Raw genomic sequence first — 21,688 nt, 5'->3', positions numbered from 1 at the left:
GTGGGGGCGGCACCGGTCACGCAGGCCGGTGCCGCCCCCTCGTCGCGTCCGGGCCCGTCCTCAGTCGCGGGGCGCGCTGGAGGCCCGGACGACGAGCCGGCACGGGAGGCGCTCGACGCCCTGGCGCGCGTCACCCGACATCGCCGCCGACAGACGTTGCGCGGCGACCCGCCCGAGGTGCTGCAGCTGCAGGTCCACCGTCGTGAGCGAGGGGCGCGACCCCGTGGCGATGGCCTCCCAGTTGTCGAAGCCGACGACCGCGACGTCCTCGGGCACGCGGCGGCCCGCCTCGCGGAGCGCATCGAGCACCCCGCGCGCCACCTGGTCCGAGCCGGCGAAGACCGCGTCGACCTCCGGCACGGCGCGCAGCAACGCCCTCTGCGCGCTGCGTCCCCACTCCTCCGACCAGGCGCCGTAGAAGGGTTCGCCGCCGGCGAGCTCGAGCCCCGCCCGCTCGAGGGCCGCGAGGGCCCCCGCCGCCCGGTCCCGCGCCGCGCCGTACGTCGGGTCCCCCGTGACGTGACCGATGCGGCGCCGGCCCGAGGCGAGCAGGTGCTCGACCGCCATCGCCCCCGCCCTCTCGTTGTCGCTCACGAGCGAGAGGTCGCCGGGGTCGTCCGAGGGCGCGTAGGCGTAGACCACCGGGACCGGCACCCGGCCGATGGACGGGCGGACGTCGGGACGCGCGCCCACGACGATGAGGCCGTCGACCCTCCGGGCGAGCAGCGCCCGCAAGTGGTGCTGCTCGCGGATGGCGTCGCCGCGGGCGTCGCACAGCAGCACGGCGACGCGGTCGGAGCCGAAGGCGTCCTCGGCGCCCATGAGGACGGGGATCGAGAACCGGCCCTCGAGGTCGGAGGTCAGCAGGCCGACCGTCCCCGTCCGCTGGGCGGACAGCCCCTGGGCGAGGCTGTTCGGCGAGAACGAGAGCTGGTCCGCCGCCGCCCGGACCGCCTCGCGCGTGCTGGCACGCACGTGCGGACGCTCGTTGAGCGCCTTCGAGGCGGTGGACACGGAGACCCCCGCCAGTCGCGCGACGTCACGCAGCGTCGCCGCGGCCGCTGGCTGGCGCGCCTGAGGGTCCACGAGGGCAAGTTAGCCGACGCCTCCCCGGGACCCGCCTCCTACGCCGGACGTTTCCGCCCCTTTCGGTGCCACGTCGCGGCGCCGGAGAGAGCCGCCGTGTGGCGACCTCGATCACGGCTGCGTCTCGGGAGTAATCTCCCGTTGACGGCGTGGCGCCGTCCCGCCTACGGTCACGCAAGCGGTTTCACCCCGTTTCGCGGGGGCCGCCGCCGGGCCTCGACGCCCGGTTCCGCCGAAGGTCGACGACGATCACGGAGCTGACATGAGCAGGAACCCCAGAAGCCGGGCACGCGTCGCGGTCGGCGCCGCGGCCACCTCAGCACTGCTGGCGCTGAGCGCCTGCGGCAGCTCGGGGGACGAGGCCACCGGTGGCGAGGCGGGCGGCGGCGACGGCGTCGTCACCGTCTGGCACTACTTCACCGTGGACGAGCAGGTCGCGGCCATGGACACGATGAAGGAGCGCTTCGAGAGCGAGCACGACGGCGTCACGGTCGAGAACGTCTACGTGCCCTACGACCAGATGAACAACAAGCTCATCTCCGCGGCCGGCGCCCAGACGGGGCCGGACGTCGTCCTCTTCAACGGCGGCGAGGCCGCCGCGCTGGCCCTCGGCGGCGCCCTGGCGCCGATGGACGAGCAGTGGGGCGCCTACGAGGACGCGGACCAGTTCCCCGACTCGGTCCTGCACGAGATCGACGGCAGCCTGTACGCCGTCCAGGGGTACGTGAACCTCCTCGGCCTCTGGTACAACGCCGACATCCTGGCGGAGGTCGGCGTCGAGCCCCCCACGACCGTGGACGAGCTCGAGGACGCCATGGCGGCCGCCGCGCAGGCCGGGTACGAGGGCTTGACGGCCTCCGGCCTGCCGCAGTCGCAGGGCGAGTGGCAGGCCTACCCGTGGCTGTCCGCCGAGGGCTTCGACTACGAGTCGCCGGACGCCGCACCGCTCGAGGCCGGCCTCGCCCGCGCCCGCGACTGGGTCGAGCAGGGTTGGCTGTCGCAGGAGGTCACGACGTGGGACCAGACGGTGCCCTTCCAGGAGTTCACCGCTGGGGGCGTCGCCTTCGCCGAGAACGGCAACTGGCAGCTCGGGGCCGCCGCCGCGGACGCCGACTTCGAGTACGGCGTCGTCCCGATGCCGGTCGGTGACCAGGGGTCCATCTACCTCGGTGGCGAGGGGCAGGCCATCGGCGCCTTCGCCGACGACCCGGACCTGGCCTGGGAGTACCTGCAGGGGACCTTCCTCGACCCGGACGCGCAGGTGCAGCTGGCGCAGGACGTCGGCTACATCCCCGCCCGCGCCGACGCCGGCGAGGACGAGGCGGTGACGAGCGACGAGCTGCTCGCCCCCTTCGCCGAGTCCGTGGCCTCCCTGGGTGCCACCTACCCGGCGCCGTCCATCCCGCCGGAAGCCGTCGCCGACGTCCAGACGACGATGGGTCAGGCCTGGAGCGCCGCCCTCGGAGGCCAGCAGGCGCCCGCCGACGCCGCGGAGCAGGCGCTGGCCGCGATCGAGCCCGCGCTCGGCGGCTGACGCCCGTGACGACCTCCTCGGCCGAGGCGCCCGTGGCCGCTCCCGCGCGGCCGCAGGCGCCCCGGCGGCGGGCGCGGCGTCGCAGGTCCCGGCTGGTGTTCCTCCTCCCCGCGGCGCTGTTCCTGCTCCTGTTCTCCGTCTACCCGCTCGTGCAGCTGCTGCGCATGAGCGTCAGCGACGTCACGAGCCGGACCCTCGGAGGCTCCTGGGACTTCGTCGGCCTCGACAACCTCTCGCGGACCCTGGCGAGCGGCGGGAGCGACGCGGTGTGGCGGACCCTCGTGTTCGTGGCCGTCGTCACGGCGCTGGGGATGGTCGGGGGCTTCGCCGCAGCCGTGGCGCTGCGCGGCGGCGGTCGCTGGTCCGCGGCCATCCTCGCGGTCATGGTCTTCGTGTGGGCGCTGCCGCCCGTCGTCAACGGCAGCGTCTGGAAGTTCCTCCTCAACGACGAGGGTCTCGTCAACTCCGTCCTGCGGGCGACCGGTCTCGTGGACGGCTCGCTGCCCTTCCTCTACGACGGCACCTGGGCCCTCGGCTCGGTCGCCTTCGTCAACGCCTTCGCCGTCATCCCCTTCAACGCGCTCGTCTACCGCGCCGCGCTGCTGGGCATCGAGGTGGACGTCTTCGAGGCCGCGGCGCTGGACGGCGCGTCGCGCTGGCAGGAGATCCGCCACATCATGCTCCCCGGGGTCCGACCGACGTCGCTCGTCCTGCTCGTGCTGACGGTCGTCTACGGCTTCCGCAGCTTCGACTTCATCTACGTCATGACCTTCGGCGGACCCGGCACGGCGACGAACACGTTGCCCTTCCTGGGCTACCTGCAGGCCTTCGCCCGCTACGACTTCGGGCTCGGGGCGGCGACGTCGGTGCTCGCCGTCGCCGGGGTCCTGGTGCTGGCGTTCGTGTACGCCCGCAGCATCCGCCGCGAGGAGGCCGAGGGATGAGGACGCGGCCCGGCCCCGTGGTGGTGGCCCTGAAGGTTCTCCTGACGCTCCTCTACGGGGTACCGCTGGTGTGGATCCTCCTGACGTCGTTCAAGCGGCCGTCGGACGTCTTCGGCGCGGGCACGGCCTTCGTCTTCCGGCCGGTCACGACCGCCTACGTCGAGGCCTTCGACGGGGCCCTGCTCGACGCCCTGCGGCAGTCCGTGCTCATCGCCGTGGGCACGACCGCGCTCGTGCTCCTGCTCGCCGTCCCGGCGGCCTACGGCCTGGCCCGCTCCCGCGGCGTCCTGCCGAGCATCGGGCTCGGGCTGCTCATCGTCTTCCAGATGATGCCGCAGACCGCCCAGGTCATCCCGCTGTTCCAGATCTTCGGGCAGTGGTCGCTCCTGGACTCGACCTTCGGCGTCGTGGTCGCCGACACCGCGCTGCTCACACCCTTCGCCACCCTGCTGCTGCGTCCGTTCTTCCGCTCGGTGCCGCACCAGCTGGAGGAGGCCGGCTCCATCGACGGCGCCTCGGTCTGGCGGACCTTCCGGTCCATCGCCCTGCCCATCGCGCGCAACGGTGTCGCGACCGTCGGGACGCTCATCTTCCTGCTGGCGTGGGGCGAGTTCCTCTACGCCGTGAACTTCTTCCTGTCGCCCGGCTCCTACCCGCTGAGCGCGCTGCTCGCCGAGCAGGTCTCCGCCTTCGGCATCGACTGGCCCGGGCTCATGGCCCTGGCCGTCCTCACGTCCGTGCCCATCCTCGTCGTCTTCGCCGCCACCTACCGGCTGCTCAAGGACGGTCTGACCGTCGGGGCAGTCAAGTGAGCCGCCCCGACGGCACGTCACCACCCCGACCCCTCTCGGAGGAGCCATGACCGCCCCGGCCACCACCACGACCTCCCCGAGCCGGGCCCGTCCGGGACCGGCGCGCGGCGCCCTCCCGGTCGACCCGACCCACGGGAGGCTCGCCCCGCTCGGCCTCGGCGCCGTGGAGCTGCACGACGGCGCGCTCGCGCACCTGCAGCAGCTCGGCTCCAGCGCCGTCCTCCAGCACTGCGCCGGCTGGCTCGAGCGAGCGGGATGGGTCCGCAACTTCGACCTCGCCGCGCAGGGACGCCTCCCGGAGGGCCGGCAGGGCCGGGAGTTCAGCGACTCGGAGGTGTACAAGCTCCTCGAGGCGCTGGCGTGGGAGTCCGGGCGCACCGGTGACCCGGCGCTCGAGCGGCAGGTCGAGGACCTCACCGCCCGGGTCGCGGCCGCGCAGGAGGAGGACGGCTACCTCAGCACGGCCTTCGGCCGCGCCGGCCAGGGGCACCGTTGGAGCGACGTCGAGTGGGGTCACGAGCTGTACTGCGTCGGCCACCTCGTCCAGGCGGCCGTCGCCCGGCTGCGGACCGGTCACGACGACGAGCTGGTCGCCGTCGCCCGCCGGGCGGCGGACCTCGTGTGCCGGGTCTTCGGCCCCGACGGGGACCAGCGGGTCTGCGGGCACCCGGAGGTCGAGGTGGCCCTCGTCGAGCTGGCACGGGCCACCGGCGAGCACCGGTACCTCGACCAGGCGCGCCTCTTCGTCGAGCGCCGGGGGCACGGGGTCCTCGCCGAGGGGCAGTTCGGGCCGACGTACTTCCAGGACGACGTCCCGGTGCGGGAGGCGACGCGGCACCGTGGCCACGCCGTGCGGGCCCTCTACCTGGCCGCGGGTGCGCTCGACCTCGCCGTCGAGGACGACGACGCCGAGCTCGCCGAGGCCGTGCGCCACCAGACGCTGGCCACGCTGGCCCGACGCACGTACCTGACCGGCGGGATGGGCGCGCACCACGAGGGGGAGTCCTTCGGTGACGACTTCGAGCTGCCGCCGGACCGGGCCTACTCGGAGTCCTGCGCCGGAATCGGCTCCGTCATGGTCAACCAGCGGCTGCTGCTCGCCACGGGAGACCCGGTCCACGCGGACGCCGTCGAGCGAGCCCTGCACAACGTGGTGGCCGGCGCCGTGGGCGAGGAGGGCCGGTCCTTCTTCTACACCAACCCGCTGCAGGTGCGGGAGCCGGCCTCGGAGCCGCCCCCCGACGAGATGGCGCCCCGGGCGGCGTCGTCCCTGCGCGCGCCGTGGTTCGCCGTGTCGTGCTGCCCGTCCAACGTGGCGCGCACCTTCGCGTCGCTGGCCGCCCTCGTGGCCAGCACGGACGCCGACGGCGTGCAGCTCCACCAGTACGCCACGTGCACCGTCCGGGCCCCGCTGCCGGTCGGCGAGGTGGTCCTGGCCGTCACGACGGACTACCCGGCGGACGGTCGTGTCCGCGTGGAGGTCCTGGCGTCACCCGAGGAGCCGTGGTCCCTCTCGCTGCGCGTGCCGTCGTGGTCCGCCGGGTCGTGGGTCGACGCGGGAGGGGGCCGTCGCGAGGTCGGTCCGGGCACGGCCGTGGAGCGTCGCGCCTTCGCCGCGGGGGACGTGGTGGAGCTGGAGCTCCCCCTGCGGGCGCGGTGGACCCACGCGGACCCCCGCGTCGACGCCCTGCGCGGCCAGGTCGCCGTGGAGCGAGGCCCCGTCGTGCACTGCCTCGAGTCGGTGGACCTCGGCGAGGACGTCGGCCTGGCCGTCGTCGACGCCGGGCGGCCTCCTGTCGAGCAGGACGGGCAGGTCCTCGTCCCGGTCGCCGTCCGCCACCCGGACGAGGCGGCCGGGGCCTACGCGGACGAGCCGCCGGCCGTACCCGATCCCCCGGCCTACCGGCTCGTGCCGCTGCTCCCCTACAGCCGCCGCTCGAACCGCGGCCCCTCGACCCTGCGCGTCTGGATGCCGACGTCCTGACGGGTCGGCTCCGCTCACGTCCAGTACAGGAGCCGCGCCGCGGGCAGGCGCTGCGCGAGCGCGTCCTGGAACCACCCGCGCAGCTCGTGCATGACCGGCGCGGGGTAGACGTGCTTGACGGCGCCGTACTTCCCCCGCTTGCTCCGGCGGGCGTCCTCGTCCATCTCCAGGGCGCTGCGGGGGTACCAGCCCCGCAGCACCTCCTTGCTCCGCGGGGTGAAGCGGTGGGTGATGAGCTCGGTCGTGAGGTCCAGGCCGGGCACGTCGTCGGTCGCGGCGGCGAAGGCGTCGAGCAGCTCGCCGTACTGCTCGCGCCAGCCCTCGACCGGCATGATCGGCGCGACCGTCAGACCGACGGGGTAGCCGGCGAGGGCCAGCCGGCGCAGCGCGCCCACGCGCTCGGGCATCCGCGCCGTCCCGCCCTCGAAGCGCTGGACGCCGGAGGCGTTGACGGACAGACGCACCCGCGTGCGCCCGTGGTGCGGCAGGTCCAGCAGCGGTTCGACGTCGTCGAACTTCGTGGTGAACCGCATCTGCACGGGGCCGCCGAAGTCGTGCGTGCCGACGTGCGTGATGGCCTGCGACAGCGAGCCCGTGACGTGCTCCAGGGCGAGCGGGTCGGTGTAGCAGGAGGTCTCGAAGGTCGTGCCCTCGCCGCGGCGGTCCTCGCTGGCGCTCGTCACGGTGCCCCCGCCGACGAGCGGGGCGACACCGTCGAGCACCTCCTCGAGGTTGGCGTAGACGCGGGTGATCGGCGGCCCGCCGAGCGAGCCCGCGAGGTAGCAGTACTGGCAGTGCGCCGGGCAGCCCTCGGCCAGGTCGACGCGCCAGTCGGCGCTCGGCGGGATCGGCTGCGGCCGGCGCTTGCTCGGCGGGGCGACGACGACGGCGAGCGTCTGCTTCGCCAGGGCGTACGTCGCGCGCTCGTCGGCGCCGCGCAGCGGCGGCAGACGGTCGCCGCGCAGGACCTCGACGTCCTGCACCCCGGCGGCCTCGACCCGTCGCAGGATGCGCTGCCCGTGCGGCAGGTCGGCCGCCGAGCGCGTGACGTAGACCCGCTTCGGCACCCAGCGCCGCGGGAGGCGGGGAGCAGCGGCGAGGTGCTCCGGCGCGGGTGCGGTCATGGTGGGCCCAACACCGTCGCTGCCGGTCCGCATCCGCGAGCCCCACCCCTGCGACGCGGAGGAGGAGGGGTCCGGCGGCGGCGGCACGCGCGAGGCGACCTGCAGAAGTCCGGGGCCCACGGCGTCGTCGCAGGTCAGCGGACCGGCTGCGGAGCCGGTCCGGACTTCTGCAGGTCGCCTCGCGCGCCCCTCCCGCTCACCCTCCCGCGGCCTCCCGCTCGACGTCCTGCACCGTCCGCGAGAGCAGGCACAGCTCGTTGCCCTCGGGGTCGGCGAGCACGACCCAGGTGACGTCCGGGCCCTGGCCGACGTCGGCGCGCCGCGCCCCGAGGGCCTCGAGGCGCGCGAGCTCGTCGGCCGCGCTCGTGCCGTCGGCGCGGACGTCGAGGTGCAGGCGGTTCTTCACCGCCTTCTGCTCCGGGACGACGAGCACGTCGATGGTCGGCCAGGACCCGGGGGCGGCGGCGATGCTGATGCCCTCCTCGTCCTCGTCGACGCGTTGCCACCCCAGGACGGCGCACCAGAAGTCGGCCACGGGCCCCGGGTCCACGGCGTCCAGGGCGATGGCGGCGATACGGCTGGTCATGGCGGGCATCATGGCGCCGGCAGCCGCGCGAGCGAGCGGTCCGCACGGAGCCGTCCTCGGAGGCGGTCACGGAGGGGGGTCACGGTGGGCGTCGACGCACCGCACGCAGACCACGGGCCGCTGGCCCCCGCGCAGTCGCAGGAGGATCCCCTCCTGTCGGCCCCGCCGACCCTCGCGCCGCTCGTGGGCACGTGGGCGGCGAGCGGCGAGGTGCTGGACGAGGACGGCGAGGCCGTCGCCGCGGTCCGCGGGACGGACGTCTACCGCTGGCTCGGGCCGACGGTCGTGCACGAGGTCGACGTGGAGGTGGACGGGCGGCGGTCGCGGGCGCTCGAGGTGGTCGAGCCCTACGACGCCCGCCGCGGCGCCTTCCCGACGCGCGCCTACGACGACGAGGGCGGGGTCGACGTCTCGACCGCGACGGTGGACGGCGACGGCACCTGGACGTTCCGCGCCCCCGGCGCCCGCGCGACGCTCCGGGTCGCCGAGGACGGCGCCTCGATGAGCGCCGTCTGGGTGCGCGAGCGCGACGGCGCCGACATCCCGTGGATGCGCCTGTCCTGGCGGCGCACCGGCTGACCCGCCGAGCCGCTCACCGCCCGAGGCCCACCACGAGCGAGAGCGCCAGCACGACCATGACGACGGCGATCAGGCCGTCGAGCACCCGCCAGGCCCCGGGGCGCGCGAAGAGCGGGCGCAGGAACCGCGCGCCGTGGCCCAGCGCCGTGAACCACAGCGCGCTCGCGAGCGCCGCCCCGGCGCCGAACCACCAGCGCCCGTCGCCGTGGGTGCCCGACAGGGACCCGAGCAGGACGACGGTGTCGAGGTAGACGTGCGGGTTGAGCCACGTGAGCGCGGCCGCCGTCCCCAGCGCACCGGCCAGGGTCCCCCGCTCGGGGGCGCGCGACGGCAGGAGCGCCTCGTCGGCGGACCGCAGCGCGCGCGCGAGCGCGTGGCCGGCGTAGCCGAGGAGGAAGAAGGCGCCGGCGACGCGCACGGCGACGAGCGCCCACGGCGCCTGCTGCACCAGCCCGCCGACGCCGCCCACGCCCGCCGCGACGAGCACGACGTCCGAGGCCGTGCACAGGGCGACGACGGCGCCGACGTGCTTCCCACGCAGGCCCTGCCGCAGCACGAAGGCGTTCTGCGCCCCGATGGCCACGATGAGCGAGAGCCCCAGGCCGAGGCCGGCGAGGAGGGCGGGGAGGTCCACGGCGCCGCAGGCTAGGGGTTCCGGAGAGCTGTCCACGGGCGTGGCCGTGCACGCTCACGCCCGTGGACGGCTTCGCCGGTCGACGTCGGGGAGGACGGTCGGACCTCGCCGTGGGAGGTCCATGATGCCGCCATGGCCGTCCCCGCCCGCCTCACGATCATCACCCTCGGCGTCCGCGACGTCGCCCGCTCCACCGCCTTCTACGGTGCGCTCGGGTGGGAGCCGGACCCGGCGTCCACGCCGGAGATCACCTTCCTGCGGACGTCCGGGTCGGTGCTCGCGCTCTTCGCGCACGACGCCCTGGCGCAGGACGCCGGCGTCGACGGCGAGCAGCCGTCGTCGTTCCGGGGCGTCACCACGGCGATCAACCTCGACGGCGACGACGACGTCGTCCGCGTCCTCGCCGAGGCCGAGGCGGCCGGGGCCGTCGTCACCAAGCCGGCGGCTCCCAGCCCCTTCTTCGCCGGGCTCGACGGCTACTTCGCCGACCCGGACGGGCACCTGTGGGAGGTCGCGCACAACCCGGACCTTCCCGGCTGAGGCCCGGGCGCCACCGCCGTCAGCGGCCGGGCGCCCGGTCCCCCAGCCGCTCGTGCAGCGGGCCGAGCAGCTCCCGGCGCGCCGCGTCGTCGTCCCCGCGCCCCAGCAGCGCGAGGACCAGCCCGAGCCCCAGCCAGCCGGCGAGCACGAGGTGCTCTGCCGGCCACACGAGCGAGAGGCTGGTGCCGGGGTAGAGCGCGAAGGCGATGACGCCGAGCGCGGCCGCCGCCCCGAGCGCCGGCGCCCACCGCAGGGCCGGCCGGTAGGGCCGCTCGAGGTCGGGGTAGCGCCGCGGCAGGCGGTACATGCTCACCACGGCGAGCGTCCACGCCAGCCCGATGTAGACCCCGCCGGTGTCGAGGAACCAGGTCGTCGCCGCCTCGCCCAGCGACCCCAGGACGACCGTCGCGGCGAGGGTGAACAGCAGGGCGGGCCCCGGGGACGACCGCCTGCCGGTGAGGCGGCCGAGGCCGCGCGGCAGCAGCCCGGCCCGACCCATCGCCAGGACGATCCGGGAGGTGGCGAGGAAGAGCGCGAGGAAGCTCGTCAGGAGCCCCAGGACGGCGATCGCGTACGCCGCGGCGCCCAGGGCGGGGAAGCCCGCCTCGCGGAAGGCGTCGATCGTCCCGTTCGGCAGCTGCGCCGTCCGCTCCCACGGGATGACCCAGGCCGACGCGAGCAGGACGACGACGTAGAAGGACGCCGCCAGCAGCACGGAGGCGATGACCACCCGCCCGAGGCGTCGGGGGCTCACGTCGGCGTCCTCGGCCAGCACGGCCACGAGGCCGAACCCGGTGAGGAACGTCAGGCCGGGGAGGACGAAGCGGACGGTCTGCCCGACGGCGTCCGCGTCCTCGGCGAAGGGCGGCCAGGCGTTGGCGGCCGAGCCGTGCGCGAAGCCGACGACGACGATCGCCGCCCCCAGCAGCAGCATGACGGCGAACAGCAGCGCCTGGACGCGGGCGCCGAGGGCCGCGCGGACCCACGTGAGCGCGCAGACGACGGCGGCCAGCGCCACGCCCAGAGCCAGCACCGGCAGGAACACCGGCGTCCCGGAGACGGAGTACAGGCGCACGGTCTCCAGGGCCGGCACGACGTCGGCGAGCAGCGAGCCGAAGGCCGCGACGTAGAAGGCGAGGGAGCTGACGTAGGCACCGACGAGGAGCCACCCGGCCGCGAACGCCGTCCGCCGCCCGAACGCGGTGAAGGCGTAGACGACCTCGCCGCCGGCGCGGGGCAGCGCCGCGGCCAGCTCGGCGTAGGCCATGGCCACGGTGCTCGCGAGCAGCGCCGCGACGACGAGCCCGAGGACCTCCCCGCCCGCGCCGTAGCGGTCGAAGAACTCGCCGTTGGTGTAGATCCAGCTGGTCCCGACCACCCCCGCCGCGCCGAGCGCGACCAGGGGGAGGACGCCGACCGACCGCGTCAGGCTGCTCACGCGGGCACCGTAGGACCGGACGACCCGTCCCGGCCCGCTCCCGCGGCCGGTCGGTCGTCGGCGTCAGCGCGCGAGGCCCGGGAAGGTCCAGCTGATCGGCGTGCCCGCCGTGACGTTCGTGCGGCAGCGGAAGCTCGCGTTGATGCCGCTCTGGCGGACGTTGTCCTTGCGGACCTCGAAGTGCAGGTGGGCGCCGTAGGAGCGGCCCGTGTTGCCGACGTAGCCGACGACCTGCCCCTTCGTGACCTTCTGGTTCGGCTTGACCGCGAGGCGGGACAGGTGGGCGTAGATGGTGCGGTACCCGGAGGCGTGGTGGACGCGGACGAAGATCCCGTAGGACTCCGAGCCCCTCCTGGTGCCGGCGAGGCTGACGACGCCGTCGTCGGCCGCGTAGACGGGCGTGCCGGTCCTCGCCGCGATGTCGACGCCGCCGTGGCCGTCGCCCGGCGAGGAGCAGTGCCCGCCGACGGCGGCGGTGACCCGGCCGGTGGCGGGGACCTGCATGGCGCCGGTGGCGGCCTGGGCGGGCAGGGCGGACAGGGCCGTGCCCGCGACGAGGCCGGCGACCGCCAGCAGGCGGGTGGCCCGACGGGCGACCCCGCGGGGGCGATGGCGGTCGGCGGTGGTGACGGTCGTGGTCATCGCTGGCTCCTGTGCTCCGGACGGGTGGTGCCGCACGGCTCGGGCCGGGCGGTGCGGCGCGTCGGCGTGCGTCGCTCGTACCGGGTCCTTCGGCCGCCGGGCCGACCGGCTTGAGCCCCGGATCTCGGGCGGGTCACGAACGGGTCGCGCGGTGGTCACGACGCGGAGGGGGCTCGACGCCGCCGGAGCCGTCCGACGAGACGGCCCGACCTCTCGGCGGCGACCAGGACGGCCACGGCCGAGCCCGGGACCGCGCGCTCCAGGAGCGCCGGCAGGACCGCCGTCGCGCCGACGAGCAGCCGCGGCCGGCGTCGCTCGACCGCGCGGAGCACCCGCTCGGCGACGTCCGCCGGGTCCATCCGCAGCATCCGCTCGAAGGCCGCCCGGCCCGCAGCCGCCTCGTCGGCGGGGACCGACGCCGCCGTCCGCGCGTCCTGCGCGATCCGCGTCCGCACGCCCCCGGGCATGACGCAGGTGACGCCGACGCCGTCCGGCCGCAGCTCGACCCGCAAGGCCTCGGTGAGGCCTCGGACGGCGAACTTGCTCGTGGCGTAGGCGCTCTGGCCCGGCGGCGCGACCAGGCCGAAGACGCTCGAGACCGTCACGAGGTGCGAGCCGTGCTCGGCGCGCAGCCGCGGCAGCAGCGTCCCGACGACCTGGACGGTGGCGCGGAGGTTCACCTCCACGACCCACCAGAACTCCTCCAGCGACAGGTCGGCGAAGCGCCCGCCCATCGCCACGCCGGCGTTGCTGACGACGAGCGTGACGCGCCCGTGGTCGGCGAGGACGGCGGCGAGCGCCTCCGCCGTCGCGCCGGCGTCCGCGAGGTCGACGACGTAGGCGCGCACCCACAGCTCGGGGCGCCGGCGACGCAGGTCCTCGGCGAGCCGGGCGAGGCCGTCCGCGTCCCGGTCGAGCAGCGCCAGGTGGCTGCCCCGCGCCGCGAGCCCGCGGGCCAGCGCCGCACCGATGCCGCCCGCGGCGCCGGTGACGACGGCCGTGCCGCCGGGGAAGGGGTAGGGCCTCACCCCCCGGCCGTCGCCGGCACCTCGACGAGGACCCGCACGTCCCAGGCCCCGAGCTCGAGGCGGTCGCCGGCCCTCAGCGACACGTCGCCGAGGAGGTCCTGGGCGGCGACGGGCAGGACGGCGGTGGCCGGCTCCCAGGACCAGTTGTGCACCACGTGGAGCCGGCGGCCGTCCGGGACCGTGGCGCCCATGACCGTGACGGAAGGCTCTCCCTGCCATCGGCGCTCCTCCGCCACCGGTGCCCCGTCGAGGCGGGCGCACCAGTCGAGCAGGGCCGCGCTGGTCTCGCCGTCGGGGACGGTGCCGACCGTCGTGACCCGTCCCCGGCCGACCTCGTGCGTCGTGACCGCCGGCCAACGGCCCAGCTGGGGGTGCTCGTAGCACGCGAGCACCCGTGCACCGTCGGCCACGAGCGCGTCCGCCCACGTCGTCGCGCGCGCCGCGACGGGCCACGTCATGAGCTCCTCCTCGCCCTCCCACCGGAGGGGGACCGAGGAGGGGAGGTTGGTGAACTCCTGGTAGCGCACCCCGGCTGCCGCGGCCAGGCGGGCAGGCTTCACCTCTCGCCGCGCCCGCGCCAACGGGTCCGCGTACCCGGTCCTCGGCCCGAGGACGAGATGACCGCCGGCCTCGGCGTAGGCGACCAGCCAGTCCAGCAGGGCGTCGGAGGCGACGTAGAGACCCGCCGCGACGAGGACGGGCAGCTCTGCCGCCACCTCGTGCGGGTCACGCGCCACCCCGTCCGCCGGCACGAGCTGGCGGTCGTGGACCACCCGCACACCGAGCCCCGCGTCGAAGGCGGCCCTGGCCCACACCCCGGTGAGCCGCTCGTAGGCGGTCTCGTCCACCGGGGAGTGGCCGGCCCCGCGGGGCCCGTCGTGCGGTTGGAAGGCGAGGCCCCACTTCGAGGGGACGGACATGAGGAGGCCGACCTGCGCGTGCGGGCGCAGCCCGGCCACCACGGGCCCGGCCTGCCCGAGCTCGGCGCCCAGCCGGGAGAGCTGCTCGAACACCCGTCCCGGCTGCTGGTCGTGCGGCAGGACCCCGCCCCAGTAGGTCTCCGTCCCGGCGTGGAGCGTGTGCCAGTGCCAGTACTCGACCATCCGCGCGCCCCGGGCGACCATGGCCCACGCGACCTGCCGCCACTGCCCGTCCCAGGCCGGGAAGTTGGTGGACGAGCCGCCGATCGGCCCCGCGTTCGTCTCGGTGACGAGGAAGGGCGCCTGCTTGGAGGCGTACATCCGGTCGGCGCTGTGGACCACGCTCCACGTGCCCGTCGTCGTCCACCCCTGAGGTGCCGACTCCTCCGGGGTCGGGACCGCGAGCGCGTCCTGCATCGCGTAGTACGGGTTGCCCGCCGCGACGTCGAGCGCCCGGTCGACGTCCCACTCGTCGACCGCCGGACGCGAGTACGACACGCACGTGGTGACCCACTGGTCGTCCCGCGCGAGCTGCCGCACGAGACCGGCCTGCCAGGCGATGAACTCGGTCGTGAGCCGCGCCTGGTACGCCCGCCAGGCCTGGTCGTACTGCGGCTGGGCGTTCCCGCGCGGCTCCCACAGGTCTGCCCAGGTGGACAGCCGGTGGGACCAGTAGGTCAGGCCCCACTCCTCGTTGAGCGCCTCGACGGTGCCGTAGGTGCGTCGCAGGTCGTCGACGAAGCCCTCGACCACCGAGTGGTTGTGGAACAGGTGGAGGCCCGGCTCGTTGTCGACCTGGTAGCCGATGACGGCCGGGTGCGCCGCGTACCGGCCGACGACAGCCCGGATCACCCGCTCGGCGTGGAAGCGGAACGCCGGGTGCGTGTAGTCGACCTCCTGCCGCGAGCCCCACGGGCGGCGGTGCCCCGTGTCGTCGACCGCCGCGATCTCGGGGTGCTTGCGCACCAACCACAGCGGGACGGCGTAGGTCGGCGTGCCGAGCACGACCTTGATGCCGCGCTCGTGGGCCCCGTCGAGGGCCTCCTCGAGCCAGTCGAGCTCGAAGTGTCCGTCCTCGGGCTCCCACGTGGACCAGACCGACTCCCCGACCCTCACCACGGTGAACCCCGCCTCGGCCATGAGGTCGAGGTCGGTCTTCACGCGCGGATCCGGCGTGTACTCGGGGTAGTAGGCCGCCCCGAAGAGCACCGTCGTCGGGAGCGGGACCGCTCCGGGGGACCTCTCGGTCGCCGCAGCGCCCTGTCCGTCGTGCTGGGCCGTCATCCCTTGACACCTCCGGTGGCCAGCCCGGCCTGCCAGTACTTCTGCAGGTACAGGAAGGCGATGATGAGCGGCACCACGGAGACCAGAGAACCGGTGATGACGCTCGAGAACAGGGCCTGCGCGCCCGAGCCCCCGGCCGCCGTGGACTGCCACTGGGCGAGCCCGACGGTGAGCGGGAACTTGCTCGGGGTGCTGAGCATGATGAGCGGCAGGAAGTAGTTGTTCCAGGTGGCGACCAGCTGGAACAGCAGGACCGTGATGAATCCCGGCGCCAGCAGGCGCAGCGCCACCGTGGCGAAGATCCGGAGCTCGCCGGCGCCGTCGACCCGGGCCGCCTCCATCAGCTCGGTCGGCACCGCGTCCGCGGCGTACACCCGCATCAGGTAGAGACCGAAAGGACTGACGAGACTGGGCAGGATGACCGCCCAGCGCGTGTTCGTCAGGTCCACCTCGGCGAAGAGCAGGTACGTCGGGATGGCCAGCGCCGTCGTCGGGACCATGATGGCGCCGAGCACGATCGAGAACAGCAGCGTGCCCGCCGGGAACGAGTACTTGGCGAAGGCGTACCCCGCCGCCGTGGCCAGGAAGGCCGCGCCGACGCCGGCCACCCCGGCGTAGAGCACGGTGTTGCCGATCCAGGACCAGAACACCCCGCCCTGGGCCGTGAAGACGTCCCGGAGGTTGGCGACGAGGTTGAAGTCGGCGAACCAGAGCCCGAAGGACGAGAAGAGGTCGCCGTTGTCCTTCGTCGAGGCCACCACGAGCCAGTACAGCGGCAGCAGGAAGTACGGCAGCGTGATGATGACGAGCACGGTGAGCAGCGGGCTGCGCCGTCCGGTCAGCCGTCGCCGGCGGGGCAGCAGCGCGGGAGCCGTCTCCGTCCCCGTCACCTCCGGACGACCGTGCTCGGTGGTGGCGGTCATGAGCGGGCCCTCCGCTGGGTCGTGAGCTGGACGACGTACGAGACCACCGCGATGCCCGCGGCGAGCAGGAAGGCGACGGCTGCGGAGTAGTTGAGGTCCTGGCTCGTGAAGGCGAGGTTGTAGGCGTAGACGTTCGGCGTGTACGCGCTGTCGATGACGTTGGGCGCGAGGGTCTGGATGAGGTTCGGCTCGTTGAACAGCTGGTAGGAGCCGATGACGGAGAAGATGACCGTCAGCAGGATCGCCGAGCGGATCGCCGGGATCTTGATCGACCAGGCGATGCGGAACTCACCCGCGCCGTCCATCCGTGCCGCCTCGTAGAGGTCTGCCGGCACCGCCCGCAGAGCGGCGAACATGATGATCATGTTGTAGCCGATGAACTCCCACGTGAGGATGTTCATCAACGAGCCGAGCATCCAGTCCGAGGACAGGAAGGGAGGCGCGGGCAGCGAGAGGCCTTCCGCGATCTGCGTGAAGGGGCCGAAGTCCGGTCCGTAGAGGTACCCCCACATGAGGGTGGCCACGACGCTGGGGACGGCGTACGGCAGGAAGATGCTCAGCCGGACGAAACGCTGGGCGAAGAGCCGCCCCGAGTCCAGCGCCAGGGCGAAGAAGAGGGCGAGCCCCAGCATGATCGGCACCTGGACGACCAGGAAGAGCGACACCCGGAGCACGCCCTCGACGAAGGCCGAGTCGCCCAGCGCCCGTGCGTAGTTCGCCAGGCCGACGAAGCTGCGCCCCCCGACGAGCTGTTCCCGGAACAGGGAGAGGTAGAGCGCGTAGACCAGCGGGACGACGAGCATGGCCGCGAAGACGGCCATGAAGGGGGCGACGAGCACGTACGCCGCCCGGTGCTGACGGCGCACGGCCGGGCTGTGGCCGCGCCGGCCCGACCGGCCGCGGGCGTCGCCGCCCGCGGCCGGTCGTGCGCTGGTGGGGGCGCTCACTGGACCGTGAAGCCCTGCTGCTCGGCGTAGGACGTGATGTCCTGCTCCCACGCCGCGAGTCCCGCGGCCATGTCCCCGCCCTCCGCGATCGCCGTGCCGAGGGTGTCGTTGAAGCTGTTGTAGGCGTAGTCGGTGAAGGGCAGCCAGCCGAAGTCGGTGTCCACCTCGGTGGACAGCTCGGTGAAGAGCTGGTTCACCTGCTGCCCGCCGAAGAACTCCGGCGCGGCGTCGAGGAACTCCTGGTCCTCCAGCACGACGTCGCTCGGCACGAACAGGAACTGGTCCAGCGCGAGGGTCAGCGCCGACTCCTGGTCGGTGTTGATGAACTTCGCGAGCTGCGCGGCCGCGATGGGGTTGTCCGTCGAGGAGAGGACGGCGTCGGTCGAACCGCCCCAGTTGCCCGTCGCGGTCTCGCCCTCCTCCCAGGCGGGCAGCGCGGCCGCGCGCCAGAGGCCGGAGGTGTTGGCCGCCGTGCCCTGCAGGAACACCGGGCCCCATGCGGCCGTCTGCCACGAGGCGTACTTGCCGTTGGACAGGCCCTGGTACCACTGGTCGTTGAAGTCGGCGTCGGTCGAGACCACGCCTTCGGAGATGAGGCCCTGCCAGTAGTCGACGACCTCGGTGACCTCGGGGCTGTCGAGGTCGATCGTCACCGTCTCGTCGCCGTCGAAGCCGAAGGGCTTGGCGCCGTTCTGCCACAGGAGGCCCACGAACTGACCGGGGTCGTTGCCCGGCATGTTGGTGAGGTACGTGTCCGGCATCTGCTCGTGCAGCGTCCGCGCGGCCTCGGCGAACTCGTCCCAGGTGGCGGGCGGCTCGATCCCGGCCTCGTCCAGGATGTCCTGCCGGTACAGCGAGCCCATCGGACCGATGTCCTGCGGGATGCCGTAGACCGCGCCGTCGCGGGTGATCTGCTCCCACACCCAGTCCGGGTAGGTGCCCTCGAGCTCGGAGGCACCGTACGGCCCGAGGTCCAGCAGGTCGCCGCCGAGGTTGAAGGACGACAGGTACTGGTACTCGATCTGGGCGACGTCGGGGGCGCCCTCCCCGGCGCGGATGGCGGTGCGCAGCTTCGTGTACTGGTCGAGCCCCTGCCCGGCGTTGACGAGGTTGACCGAGATGTCCGGGTAGGCCTTCTCGAAGAGGTCGACCTCCTTCTGGGCGTCCGGGAGCCAGGTCCAGAACGTCAGCTCGGTCGGGGTGCTCATGGCCTCGTCGATCTGCTCCTGGGTGACCGGCTCGACGTCCGAGCCGCCGTCGCCGCCGCTGCCGCCACCTCCGTCCCCGCCGCAGGCGGACAGGGCGAGGGCGGAGGCGGCCACGACGGCCGCCAGCGAGCGACGCCTGGCGGCGCGGGAGAGGGCGCGGGACGCGGTGCGTGAGGTGGACATGCGGGGCGACTCCTTCGTCGGGGGAAGACCGGGGTGGATCGCGAGCAGGGACGGGGGACGCTCAGGCGCTGCGACCACCACCCACCGGCGCCGGTCCGGTGCTGGCACGGGGGTGGAAGGTGACCGGCACGCTGACACGCCGGCTCCCGTCGCCGCCCCGCTCGACGAGCTCCACGACGCTCGCCACCGACCGCTCGGCGACGAGGGCGAAGTCCTGGCGCACCGTCGTGAGAGGCACCGGCAGGTACTCCGCCTCGGGCACGTCGTCGAAGCCGACGAGCGAGACGTCCTGCGGCACACGGAGCCCCGCCTCGGCGAGGGCCCGCATCGCCCCCACCGCCATGTGGTCGTTGCCGGCGAGGACCGCCGTCGGGCGCTCACCTGCCAGGAGCTCGCGCATGCCGTGGTACCCGGAGCGGGGCGACCAGTCGCCCCGGACGGGTGCGGGCACGGGGAGGCCGTGGCGCTCCAGGGCCCGCCGCCACGCCTGCTCGCGCACGAGTCCGCTGCGCCACGTCGAGGGGCCTGCCAGGTGACCGATCCGACGGTGGCCGAGGGCGACGAGGTGGTCGACGGCGAGGTCGACGCCCTGCTCCTGGTCCACGTCCACCGTCGCGACGCGCTGCTCCTCGCCGACCGCCTGGGTCGCCGTCACCAGGGGCGTGCCGGCGTAGCGGGCGAGATGGCGGCTCGCGTCGAAGAGCGGTTCGACGAGCACGACCCCCTCGGCCCCCAGGGCGAGCACCCGCTCCACGCCCTCGGTGACCTCGTCGCCGTCGCCCTCCTCGGTGGAGACCACCACGACGCCGTACCCCGCGGCGCGGGCGGCGCGCTCGATGCCCATGACGTGCTGGGCGACGCCGTAGAGCGCGGAACCGAGGCCCACGACACCGATGACGTGCGTGCGACTCGTGACGAGGGCCCGCGCCGCGCCGTTCGGCCGGTAGCCGAGCTGGTCGATCGCCTGCTGGACGCGCAGCCGCACCTCGGGACGTACCTGCGACGAGCCGTTGACCACCCGGGAGACGGTCTTCTGGCTCACCCCGGCCACCGCGGCGACGTCCGTCATGACCACGCCCGTGCTCGTGCGACGGCGCGGCGGCGCGACGTCGGAAGAGGTCCGGAGAGCGGTCACACCAGCTCCTGACTGCGCTGTCATGGATGAGATGGCGGGACGCTAGGTCGCCGATGACAGCGCAGTCAAGAGCGGTCGGGTCTCGTTCCGGTGACGTCCGGCGGACCTCCCGGCGAGTCCCGGGCCGACGAGGACCGGCCGAGGAGGACCGGGCCGGACGGGCGCCGGCGCGGCCGGGCGGGCTCACGCCCGGCGACGGACCGCCGTACGACCCACTCGTCGCACCCGCTCGACCCGGGTGTCCCACCACGGCGTCGTGACGAAGCCGCGCTTGGCGACGAGGACTTCCATGGCGGCCGACCAGCCGAGCACCCCCGGCAGGGGCGCGAGCACCTCGGTCGTGAAGGCGAAGAGGTCCTCCGTGGAGCCGGCGATGACCTCGCAGAGCAGCGAGCTGCCGTCCAGGGTGGCGGCGAGGTAGCGGACGGAGCGGTACGAGGCGAGCGCGGTGGCCACCTCCACCAGCCGGGAGGGCGTCACCCCGATGCGCAGGAGCGTCTCCGACTCCAGGCCCAGGGCCGCCGCGGGCACGAGCGTCACGACCATGACGCACCCCCCGGCGAGCAGCCGTTCGAGGCGGCGGCGCACCGTGGACTCGTTGAGCCCCAACGACTCCGCGAGCGCGCGGAAGCTGGCCCGACCGTCCTCGCGCAGCAGGGCCAGCATCGCGCGGTCGGTCTCGTCGAAGTGCGTCGGCTGGCAGTGCGGGTTCGTCGGCCCGCTCTCGGCGTCGTCCTCGCCGAGGAGCTGGCGCGACCAGTCGTGTGCGACCTTGTAGACGTGCAGGAGGAGGTCGCTCCGGCAGCGCTCCACGCCCTCGAGGCGCTGCACGCCCTCGACGAGGTGCTCGAAGAGCGAGGCGCCGCGGGGGACGACGCACTCGGCGACGATGTCGTCCTCGCCCGTCACGAGCGCGAGGAAGCGGACCTCGGGCATCGCGGCGAGCTCCTCCATGGCGCGCCGCTGCATGCCCGGGCGGCAGGTGATCCGCAGGAGGAAGGACTCGCTGGGTCCGTCCGCGCCCACCTCGGGCATGACCGCGACCCGGATGACGTCGTCGGCGAACAGCCGCTCCGCCCGCCGGGCCACCGTCGGCACCGAGGTGCCGCACCGCTCGGCGACGGCGGTCCAGCTCGCGCGCCCGTCGAGCTGGAGGGCGCTGACGATGCGCCGGTCGAGGTCGTCGAGGGCACGGACCTCCGCCCCCGCCGCCGCACCGGCCCCCCCGACCGCCATGTCAGGCGCGACCTGAGGGCGCGACGGCGCCGACGACCTCGTCGAGGAAGCCGCGGACGGTCGCCGTCCACTCCTCCGCCTGCTCCACCTGGGGGCTGTGCCCGGACTCCTCGAAGACCACGAGCCGAGCATGCGGGACGAGACGGGCGATCGTCTCGCTGCAGGCCACCGGGGTGATCCAGTCGTCCCGGCCGACGGTGACGAGCACGGGGCACGTGATCGACGGCAACCGGTCCTTGAGGTCGTACCGCGGCATGTTCTCCGTGAAGGCCCAGTTGTGCGTCTCGTAGCGGTAGTACGTGCTCTCGACCTTCTCCTCGACCTTCGCCGGGTCGTAGACGTGGTCGTACAGCGGCAGGATCTCCCGCCAGCAGTCCTTGAGGTCGGCGTCGTCCCGCGTCCGGCCGTCCATGATCCGGCCGAACTTCTCCAGGTCGAGCTGCACCCGGTCGGTCGCCAGGGCGTTCGCCCGCGCGAGGTCCTCGTTCGCGTGGTCGGGCGAGGTGTCGCGCAGCACCAGCGCGAGCACGCGCTCGGGGTACCGGGTCGCGTACTCCATCGCCATGAAGCCGCCGTAGGAGCCGCCGGCGAGGACGACCTGCTCGGCGCCGACCCACGCGCGCAGGCCCTCGACGTCCGCGGCCCACTGCTCGTGGGTGAACGGCCCCTTGCCCTCGCTGACCCCGGACCCGCGCGCGTCGTAGACGAGCACGCGGTAGGTGTCGGCGAGGCGGCCGAAGCTGGCGCGCGGCTCGGCTCGCGAGCCCAGGCCGGGAGCACCGTGGCAGGCGATGACGACGGGCGCCCCCTCGGGCCCCAGGACCTCGACCTCGAGCTCGTTGTCGTTGATGCTCACGCGCACAGCGGTTCTCCTCGTCTCGGCGGCGGTCTCTCGTCGGTGGTGCGGCGGTCGTGTCGTCC

At 74.2% G+C, this 21,688-nt stretch carries 20 protein-coding genes; 6 read left to right on the top strand and 14 right to left on the bottom strand.

Features of this window, described 5'->3' with window-relative positions:
• Nucleotides 1-60 precede the first annotated feature (60 nt).
• Nucleotides 61-1,086, bottom strand: a complete 1,026-nt coding sequence (locus tag WDZ17_RS00515) for a LacI family DNA-binding transcriptional regulator (protein ID WP_339573167.1) — start codon at nucleotides 1,084-1,086, stop codon at nucleotides 61-63.
• A gap of 262 nt (nucleotides 1,087-1,348) precedes the next feature.
• On the opposite strand from WDZ17_RS00515, the gene WDZ17_RS00510 reads away from it, so the two are divergent.
• The 4 genes from WDZ17_RS00510 (at nucleotide 1,349) to WDZ17_RS00495 (ending at nucleotide 6,360) form a co-directional block, all read left to right on the top strand.
• Entirely contained in the window at nucleotides 1,349-2,620 is a 1,272-nt protein-coding gene (locus tag WDZ17_RS00510) for a sugar ABC transporter substrate-binding protein (RefSeq protein ID WP_339573166.1), read from the top strand.
• A 95-nt stretch (nucleotides 2,621-2,715) separates the two neighbouring features.
• A complete protein-coding gene (locus WDZ17_RS00505; RefSeq protein ID WP_339573165.1) occupies nucleotides 2,716-3,564 on the top strand; it encodes a carbohydrate ABC transporter permease in 849 nt (282 codons plus the stop codon).
• Nucleotides 3,561-4,376, top strand: coding sequence for a carbohydrate ABC transporter permease (locus WDZ17_RS00500; RefSeq protein WP_339573164.1), 816 nt, complete (start codon nucleotides 3,561-3,563; stop codon nucleotides 4,374-4,376). The genes WDZ17_RS00505 and WDZ17_RS00500 overlap by 4 nt, the downstream gene beginning before the upstream one ends.
• Before the next feature lie 46 nt (nucleotides 4,377-4,422).
• Nucleotides 4,423-6,360 carry a glycoside hydrolase family 127 protein gene (locus WDZ17_RS00495; protein ID WP_339573163.1) on the top strand — a complete coding sequence of 646 codons (1,938 nt, stop codon included), beginning with the start codon at nucleotides 4,423-4,425 and terminating at the stop codon, nucleotides 6,358-6,360.
• A 14-nt stretch (nucleotides 6,361-6,374) separates the two neighbouring features.
• Here the strand turns inward: WDZ17_RS00495 and WDZ17_RS00490 are convergent, their stop codons facing one another.
• Complete coding sequence (locus WDZ17_RS00490) at nucleotides 6,375-7,484, bottom strand: SPL family radical SAM protein (RefSeq protein WP_339573162.1); 1,110 nt, start codon at nucleotides 7,482-7,484, stop codon at nucleotides 6,375-6,377.
• 196 nt (nucleotides 7,485-7,680) lie between these two features.
• Nucleotides 7,681-8,070: a VOC family protein gene (locus WDZ17_RS00485; RefSeq protein ID WP_339573161.1), complete on the bottom strand. Its 390-nt coding sequence runs from the start codon at nucleotides 8,068-8,070 to the stop codon at nucleotides 7,681-7,683.
• 84 nt (nucleotides 8,071-8,154) lie between these two features.
• On the opposite strand from WDZ17_RS00485, the gene WDZ17_RS00480 reads away from it, so the two are divergent.
• Complete coding sequence (locus WDZ17_RS00480) at nucleotides 8,155-8,649, top strand: hypothetical protein (RefSeq protein ID WP_339573160.1); 495 nt, start codon at nucleotides 8,155-8,157, stop codon at nucleotides 8,647-8,649.
• Between the two features lie 13 nt (nucleotides 8,650-8,662).
• Here the strand turns inward: WDZ17_RS00480 and WDZ17_RS00475 are convergent, their stop codons facing one another.
• Complete coding sequence (locus tag WDZ17_RS00475; protein WP_339573159.1) at nucleotides 8,663-9,283, bottom strand: LysE/ArgO family amino acid transporter; 621 nt, start codon at nucleotides 9,281-9,283, stop codon at nucleotides 8,663-8,665.
• Nucleotides 9,284-9,415: 132 nt separating this feature from the next.
• Between WDZ17_RS00475 and WDZ17_RS00470 the strand changes: the two genes are divergently transcribed.
• Complete coding sequence (locus tag WDZ17_RS00470; protein WP_339573158.1) at nucleotides 9,416-9,823, top strand: VOC family protein; 408 nt, start codon at nucleotides 9,416-9,418, stop codon at nucleotides 9,821-9,823.
• Between the two features lie 19 nt (nucleotides 9,824-9,842).
• Here WDZ17_RS00470 and WDZ17_RS00465 read toward each other — a convergent pair whose 3' ends face one another.
• The 10 genes from WDZ17_RS00465 to WDZ17_RS00420 form a co-directional block, all read right to left on the bottom strand.
• Nucleotides 9,843-11,261: an APC family permease gene (locus WDZ17_RS00465; protein ID WP_339573157.1), complete on the bottom strand. Its 1,419-nt coding sequence runs from the start codon at nucleotides 11,259-11,261 to the stop codon at nucleotides 9,843-9,845.
• A gap of 63 nt (nucleotides 11,262-11,324) precedes the next feature.
• The gene (locus WDZ17_RS00460) at nucleotides 11,325-11,903 is read right to left on the bottom strand and encodes a M23 family metallopeptidase (protein ID WP_339573156.1); all 579 of its coding nucleotides are present in this window, start codon (nucleotides 11,901-11,903) and stop codon (nucleotides 11,325-11,327) included.
• Between the two features lie 155 nt (nucleotides 11,904-12,058).
• Nucleotides 12,059-12,931, bottom strand: coding sequence for an SDR family NAD(P)-dependent oxidoreductase (locus WDZ17_RS00455; RefSeq protein WP_339573155.1), 873 nt, complete (start codon nucleotides 12,929-12,931; stop codon nucleotides 12,059-12,061).
• A complete protein-coding gene (locus tag WDZ17_RS00450; RefSeq protein WP_339573154.1) occupies nucleotides 12,928-15,135 on the bottom strand; it encodes a beta-galactosidase in 2,208 nt (735 codons plus the stop codon). The genes WDZ17_RS00455 and WDZ17_RS00450 overlap by 4 nt, the downstream gene beginning before the upstream one ends.
• A complete protein-coding gene (locus tag WDZ17_RS00445; protein WP_339573153.1) occupies nucleotides 15,132-16,058 on the bottom strand; it encodes a carbohydrate ABC transporter permease in 927 nt (308 codons plus the stop codon). Before WDZ17_RS00445 ends, WDZ17_RS00450 begins: the two co-directional genes overlap by 4 nt.
• Entirely contained in the window at nucleotides 16,055-16,879 is an 825-nt protein-coding gene (locus WDZ17_RS00440) for a carbohydrate ABC transporter permease (RefSeq protein WP_422631767.1), read from the bottom strand. Before WDZ17_RS00440 ends, WDZ17_RS00445 begins: the two co-directional genes overlap by 4 nt.
• Nucleotides 16,880-17,001: 122 nt before the next feature.
• Nucleotides 17,002-18,396, bottom strand: coding sequence for an ABC transporter substrate-binding protein (locus WDZ17_RS00435; RefSeq protein WP_339573151.1), 1,395 nt, complete (start codon nucleotides 18,394-18,396; stop codon nucleotides 17,002-17,004).
• Between the two features lie 61 nt (nucleotides 18,397-18,457).
• Nucleotides 18,458-19,531, bottom strand: a complete 1,074-nt coding sequence (locus tag WDZ17_RS00430) for a LacI family DNA-binding transcriptional regulator (RefSeq protein ID WP_339573150.1) — start codon at nucleotides 19,529-19,531, stop codon at nucleotides 18,458-18,460.
• 183 nt (nucleotides 19,532-19,714) lie between these two features.
• Nucleotides 19,715-20,767, bottom strand: a complete 1,053-nt coding sequence (locus WDZ17_RS00425) for an Lrp/AsnC family transcriptional regulator (RefSeq protein ID WP_339573149.1) — start codon at nucleotides 20,765-20,767, stop codon at nucleotides 19,715-19,717.
• Between the two features lies 1 nt (nucleotide 20,768).
• On the bottom strand, nucleotides 20,769-21,629 hold the full coding sequence (locus WDZ17_RS00420) for an alpha/beta fold hydrolase (protein WP_422631761.1): 861 nt from the start codon (nucleotides 21,627-21,629) through the stop codon (nucleotides 20,769-20,771).
• Nucleotides 21,630-21,688 lie beyond the last annotated feature (59 nt).

Origin of the sequence: Pseudokineococcus basanitobsidens (genome assembly GCF_037482545.1) — a bacterium.
Classification (GTDB): Bacteria; Actinomycetota; Actinomycetes; order Actinomycetales; family Quadrisphaeraceae; genus Pseudokineococcus; species Pseudokineococcus basanitobsidens.
This window is presented reverse-complemented; position numbering and strand designations above follow the sequence as displayed.